The organism is Halorubrum sp. C191, assembly GCF_002727095.1.
GTDB classification, from domain to species: domain Archaea; phylum Halobacteriota; class Halobacteria; order Halobacteriales; family Haloferacaceae; genus Halorubrum; species Halorubrum ezzemoulense.
On the sequence record NZ_NHNZ01000152.1, the window covers coordinates 1 to 6,974 of the forward strand.

The following is a 6,974-nucleotide window of genomic DNA, read 5'->3' on the forward strand; positions in this document are numbered from 1 at the left end:
TAACTAAAGACGAATGAGTGAACGCTGTTTGGCTTAGAGGCTGTGTTAAATCGCGATACAGCAGCGAGGTAGACTGCTAACGTTCGTGGGAGGTCGGATTGGCATATGATAAACAACAGTTGATTGGTTTCACCTACATACATATAATTGGATAATCCATATGTCTGGAGAACATTCAGCCAGCGGAAGTACAACACAGGATTGGTGGCCAGAATCACTCAATGTAGAAATACTTGATCAGAATGCCAGCAATGTTGGGCCGTACGGAGACGAGTTCGATTACGCTGAAGCATTCGAGTCTCTCGATTTCGAGCAAGTGAAAGCAGATATTGAGGACGTATTAACTGATTCCCAAGAGTGGTGGCCAGCCGACTACGGACATTACGGACCGCTCATTATCAGGATGGCTTGGCACAGTGCGGGCACGTATCGTACTGGTGACGGTCGCGGTGGTGCGTCAGGTGGCACACAGCGGTTTGCACCTGTCGAAAGTTGGCCAGACAACGCAAATCTAGATAAAGCCCGGCGACTGCTCTGGCCAGTCAAGGAGAAATACGGTCGAAAACTCTCCTGGGCTGACTTGTTAGTCCTCTCCGGAAACGTTGCCATGGAATCGATGGGATTCCAAACGTTCGGCTTTGGAGGGGGGCGTGAGGACGCATACGCACCAGACAAAGGCGTCAACTGGGGGCCTGAAGAGGAGATGATGGAAGACAAACGCCACGATGAGGAGGGGAACCTCCAAGGCGACCTCGCCGCAGACCACATGGGGTTGATTTACGTGAACCCAGAAGGTCCTGGTGGCAAACCAGACCCTCTCGAGTCCGCGAAGTACGTGCGACAATCCTTTGATCGGATGGCGATGAACGACGAGGAAACCGTTGCCCTCTGTGCCGGCGGACATACGTTTGGGAAGGTACATGGCGCTGACTCTGACGAAAATCTTGGTGGTGAACCTGAAGCGGCGCCTATCGAACAACAGGGCCTCGGCTGGAAAAACGAGTATGGTGAGGGCAAAGGTGCCGACACGATCACAAGCGGCATTGAAGGCCCGTGGACCCAGTCCCCAACTAGCTGGGATATGGAATATGTTGATCTCTTGCTGGATCACGAGTGGGAGCCACACAAGGGACCCGGCGGAGCTTGGCAATGGCGGCCCAAGGACGCGGAGGTACATGGCTCTGCAGAGCCAGCACACGACGAGATTGAGAGTGCAACTCCGATGATGCTGACGACGGACGTCGCACTGAAGCGGGACCCAGACTATCGGGAGGTTCTCGAACGCTTCCAAGAGAACCCGATGGAATTTGGAATCAGTTTCGCAAAGGCATGGTACAAGCTTATCCACCGTGATATGGGGCCACCGGAGCGGCTCCTTGGCCCAGAAGTGCCTGACCAGGAAATGCTCTGGCAGGGACCCATCCCCGACGCCGATTACGAACTCGTCAATGAGGAACAGGTAGCCAAGCTCAAAACGGAAATCCTTGACTCCGATCTGTCCCGTACTCAGCTTGTCAAAACTGCTTGGGCTTCAGCATCAACGTATCGGGATAGCGATAAGCGCGGCGGTGCGAATGGAGCCAGAATTCGCCTCGAGCCACAACGAAGCTGGGATGTTAACGAACCGAAAGAACTGGAAACAGTACTTGACACGCTTGAAGATATTCAACGAGAGTTTAACGACTCTCGATCAGACGGAGTCCACATCTCACTTGCCGATATTATTGTGCTCGGCGGGACCGCGGCCATCGAGCAGGCGGCAGCCGAGGCCGGATACGAGATTGAAGTACCGTTCGAACCGGGTCGGACTGATGCGCTTGCGGAGCAGACAGATATCGAATCTTTCCAAGCTCTGAAACCGGATGCCGATGGCTTTCGCAACTACTTCACCGATGGAGATGGACTAAACCGCTCACCTGAAGAACTGCTGGTCGACAAGGCAGATCTCCTGGACCTGACACCGGCCGAGACAACGGCCCTTGTTGGCGGCATGCGCACGCTGGGAGCCAACCATCAGAATTCGGAGCTTGGCGTCTTCACAGATGACGTGGGGGCCCTGACTAACGACTTCTTTGAAACCGTACTTTCGATGGATTATGAGTGGGAGGCAGCTGACAGCGAAGATAACAAACAGGTGTACGAACTCAGAAACCGTGAAACGGATGAAGTCGAATGGACGGGGTCACGTGTAGATCTTATCTTCGGGTCGAACTCACGGCTTCGTACCCTCGCAGAGGCCTATGCTGCTGAAGAGGAGAAGTTCATAAATGATTTTGCTGATGCTTGGCAGAAGGTTATGACGAACGATCGCTTTGACCTGAATTAACGTCCACCTTCTCGGCGCTTTTTATACGCTATATGAGGGTGTCATAGAACATTTCATGCCCTGTGTATAGCGATTTGTATCAAGAGTAGGTTTATTTTCTGACCCTATACTTCGAACTCAACTGCGCAGATGCCCCCTCGTGTTATCCATATAACTGTTCTATGACACTCTCACTATATGATTTTTGAACCGACTGCTCTGTTGAATAGCGGTGTTGACCGAGGAGGTCAAAATTTGAGTCGGTTTGTTAACGGTTGACGCTAGTGGTCTCAAGATCGGCATCGTCTTACCATGGCTCAGAGGTCGCTATTCAACAGAGCAGAACCGACTTAGATTATGTCGAGATAAACGATATAGCCAGACAACGTCCGAATTCTTTGAAATCAGCGATCCAGTCCACAGACGGCCTCGTTATTCAACGGACTAGGGATTTCTGACTAGCCGTACAATCGTGCTCATAAGAGTGTTTAGTGTCTTTTATCAACAGCAAGTTTGTTCAAGAGTTACTCGCAGATCACTCGCAGAATCCCCGGAACTACGGTGAGCTTCCCTCTCCCGATGTTGAGGCAGCAACGACGAACCCACAGTGTGTCGGCCCAACGCACCCTGAAGGAGACCTCAGGTAGCTCTCAGTGATGATGGGACCACAGTCGAAACAGTCCGCTTCACCGGTGACGGGTGTACACTGTCACAGGCCGGTGCCTCACTATTGTCTGAGCAGATGGTTGGTGTCTCCGTCTCGTTGTTGTAATCACCAACTTCGAGCGGGGAGACGACCCTGGCCGCGAGAAGCTCAAGCTATGAGATGGTTTCTATGACAGGCTCTCGTATGGGTGTAACTCAAGGAATCCATACTCTGTTACCACGGGTTACTTTTCTGCTCACGCATTAGGTGGTCGCATGTGGATATCTCTCCTCACAGTACTGTCCAGTGGTGGCCTCCTCCAGTACACCGTGCCAGTCGTCGGCGCCGAACTGAGCCAAACGGCAGTCACCACGGTCGGTATCGGCTTGATTCTGCTTCTCTTGGTAGGGTCGGGATTCTTCTCGTCGTCGGAGATTGCGCTGTTCTCCTTGCCGTCCCATCAGGTAGATGCGATGGTTGAGCAAGGCCTGCGTGGCGCACGGGCGGTCAAATCTCTCAAGGAGGATCCCCACCGCCTTCTCGTAACAATTCTCGTGGGGAACAATATGGTCAACATCACGATGTCCTCAATCTCGACGACTATCGTTGGCTTCTATTTCGACGCGGGCACGGCAGTTATCGTCTCGTCGCTCGGCATCACGTCGGTGGTGTTAATATTCGGCGAGAGCGCACCCAAATCCTACGCCGTAGAGAACACTGGACTACACGCACGGCGTGTCGCCCGGGGGCTAAAGATCGTCGAGAAGCCACTGTGGCCGCTTATCACCGTATTCCACTACCTGACGGGCGTCGTGAACAGACTTACCGGCGGCAGCCCGTCCATCGAGTCGACCTACGTCAGCCGAGACGAGATTCGAAATATGATTCAAACGGGCGAGCGTGAGGGGGTCCTCGACGAGGAGGAACACCAGCGGCTCCAACGCGCCCTTCGATTCACCGATGCCACTGCCAAGGAGGTGATGACCCCCCGCCTCGATGTGGCGGCTATCTCCAGTGATGCGACCGTTGAGGAGGCAATCCAGAAGTGTATCTCAAGTGGTCACGCGGACCTACCAGTTTACGATGGGTCGCTAGACAGTGTGATCGGCGTCTTCGACATCCGTGACCTACAGAATTCGAACTACGACACTTTCGACGACCTCGACGTAGAGGACGTAATCGCTCCGACGCTCCACATCCCCGAGTCGAAAAACGTCGACGCGCTCCTCTCGGAAATGCGCGAGAAACGGATACAGATGGCTATCGTCGTCGACGAGTTCGGTGCCACTGAGGGCCTCATCACGATGGAGGATATGACCGAGGAAATCGTCGGCGAAATACTGGCGGGTGACGAAGAAGATCCGATCGAATTCGTTGACGATGACACCGTCCTCGTGAACGGTGGGGTTAACATCGAGGAAATCAATGAAGCGCTCGACATTGTACTGCCAGAAGGCGAGGAGTTCGAGAGTATCGCGGGCTTCGTTTTCAACCTTGCGGGCCGCCTTGTCGAGCAGGACGAAGAGTTCAACTACGAGAACGTCACGCTCCGGGCCGAACAGGTGGATGACACACGTATCCAGAAGGTCCGGGTAACTGTCGATCGTGACACCGCCGAGATCGAAGAGGAGACGCCGGTAGGCGAGGGCAGTTCCGAGTGACCGGGAATACCTGAGCGCCCGAATCAGCAGGTCCTCAATGAGCGCGTCCATCCGGTCAAATGTCTGTGCTACGACGTCGATATGGTCACTCGCACACTCGTCCCGAATCAGTTCCAACCATCCTTAGGCCACACAGAGTGGGTTCCGTAAATCGTGGCTGACGATGCTGGCGAACTCTTCCAAACGCTCGTTCTGTCGTTACAATTTTTCTTCGTACTCTTTCTGCTCAGTAATGTTGGTGGCGATGCCACAGGTGGCGTATACGGAGCCATTGTCAAACAGTGGGACAATCCGGGTGAGAAAGTACTGACGACCGTCGTCGGTCTGAATGACCTCTTCGATCTCGACCTGTTCTCTCGTCTCATACACTCTTTGGTCGTTCTGCTGAAATTTCTCAGCCACTTCCGCCGAGTGTAAATCTGCTGCCCGTTTTCCGGCGATGTCGGTATCGTCAGCAATGTCAAACAGGTCCCGATGATATTGATTCATATACACGTACTCGTGATCGGTGTTTCGAATCCACATCGCTGACTCAACGCTATCGATAACACCCTGTAGTTGGTTGGTGGTCTGGCGGAGTTCGGCTTCACGTTCTCGTTGCTCGGTGACATCCCGGAGTGTGCCGACCGACCCGTTGAACTCCTCGCCATCGTACGGAAGGACGCCCATATGATCTTCGCAGACGATTGGGTCGCCTTCGCGGGGGTAGACCGTCACTTCGAATGTTACCGCTTCCGGGCCATCGCTCGATAGTAACCGTCCCAATTCCTGCTCGGCCCGTTGTACGGCCTCTTCGTCCTTGATCAGCGATGGTGTGTTCCCGAGAATCGTTTCCCGGTCGTAGCCGACTAATTCCACCAACTCGTCGTTAACGTAAGTGAACTGCCCCTTTTCGTCAAGCACGTACACCGCATCACTGAGTGCCTCGATAATCGTCTCGTACTCTTCTAATTCAGTCTTCCGCCGCTCTCGGTCGGTAACATCCTGAAACTTCGAAAAAATCGTCTGGACGTCCCCATCTGCGCCGGTGACGACACGGTTGTGCCACTCACAGGTGATTGCCTCGCCATCCTTCCGGACGTTCCTATTGATCACGTGGGTTCCGCCGTCCGCGTCAAGGAGTTTTTCTACAGCATCACCCACCTGTCCGCGGTCGTCACCAGCGACAATCCCCTCCCATGACTCGCCACACAACTCTGCCTCACTGTAGCCGAGAATCTCTTCGGCTCGTCTGTTCATTCGTTCAAACTGGAATTCAGAATCCCACTGGACTGCCCCAAGTGGTGATTCTTCAAAAAACAGCGATAATTGCTTCTGTCGCTGCCGAGCGGTCCGTTCGTGCTCCTCACGCTCAGTAATATCGTGACCGGCCCCCCGGAGCTTCGTTACCTCCCCCCCATTCTCGACAACCGGAGTAATTGTCATATCGAGGAGACGTTCCTCGCCGTCACCCGGTTGGAGTCGCCATGTGTCGTACAGTTCTTCGCGCGTCTCCAGCACCTTGTCGAGTGTATGCTGGATGTCTTCGCGGTCGTCTGGATGGAACAGTTTCAGCGCCTCCTCCAGAGACATTTCGTGTTGGTTACGACGGCCAATGATTCGCCGGGTACCTGCCGTCAGCACGACAGTATTGCTCTCTGTGTCCAGTTCGAAACCACCGGTATCACCGTTGAATTCCGTCAATCGCATCAATTGTTCTTGTCTGTCGGCCCGCTCGGCCTCGCGGCGGGTCCGAACGGCGTTGCGGATCCGGTTGGCCAAGAGTTCGTACCGTTCGGTGCCGCTCCCCTTCTGGAGATAGTCGGTGACACCGGCAGCAATGGCGTCACTGGCGACTGCCTCGCTGCCCTTGCCGGTGAAGAGGATAAACGGGAGGTCGGGATACTCCTCTCGGACAGCCTGTAGGAATTCGATGCCGTCCGTGCCGGGCATATTGTAATCCGAGACGACGCAGTCAGGCGGGCGGTCATTAATATTCTCCAACCCCTCGTCGGCACTGGTCGCTGTCTGGACAGCGAAGCGGTCGTCCTCGCGTTCGAGAAACGTCCCTGTCAGGTCCGTGATGGAGGGGTCGTCATCGACGTGGAGAACCTGAATCTCTCGGTGTAAACTGAACGGCATGGTCTGTAATGTGTTACTATTATTAAAAAAACTACTGGTTAAATATGAATTAATTTCTCGGTATCAACAAAGTCAATTTCTGTCCTGATTCTGCTAATTTGAAATAACAATGCTCTGATGCTGACTATAACCTCTATATTCAGCAGTCAGTAGCAGCCCATATCACATATCGAATCGTTATTTCGCCAGATTGGACAAGAGCCATCTACAAATTGGCCTATCATTAGGCGTATAAATCAGT

2 protein-coding genes and 3 pseudogenes are annotated in these 6,974 nt (G+C 53.6%); 3 read left to right on the forward strand and 2 right to left on the reverse strand.

Annotated elements, in window-relative coordinates; translation table 11 throughout:
- Window positions 1-160 precede the first annotated feature (160 nt).
- The 3 genes and pseudogenes from katG (at window position 161) to Z052_RS14615 (ending at window position 4,612) form a co-directional block, all read left to right on the forward strand.
- A complete protein-coding gene (katG, locus tag Z052_RS14605) occupies window positions 161-2,326 on the forward strand; it encodes a catalase/peroxidase HPI (protein ID WP_094519514.1) in 2,166 nt (721 codons plus the stop codon).
- Between the two features lie 676 nt (window positions 2,327-3,002).
- A pseudogene (locus Z052_RS21415) lies at window positions 3,003-3,077 on the forward strand (hypothetical protein); the annotation flags it as partial.
- A 149-nt stretch (window positions 3,078-3,226) separates the two neighbouring features.
- Window positions 3,227-4,612 carry a hemolysin family protein gene (locus tag Z052_RS14615; protein ID WP_094519513.1) on the forward strand — a complete coding sequence of 462 codons (1,386 nt, stop codon included), beginning with the start codon at window positions 3,227-3,229 and terminating at the stop codon, window positions 4,610-4,612.
- 15 nt (window positions 4,613-4,627) lie between these two features.
- Here Z052_RS14615 and Z052_RS21420 read toward each other — a convergent pair.
- Both Z052_RS21420 and Z052_RS19860 read right to left on the reverse strand, forming a co-directional pair.
- Window positions 4,628-5,161, reverse strand: a pseudogene (locus Z052_RS21420) (PAS domain-containing protein); the annotation flags it as partial.
- Between the two features lie 39 nt (window positions 5,162-5,200).
- Window positions 5,201-6,733, reverse strand: a pseudogene (locus tag Z052_RS19860) (PAS domain S-box protein); the annotation flags it as partial.
- Between the last annotated feature and the right edge of the window lie 241 nt (window positions 6,734-6,974).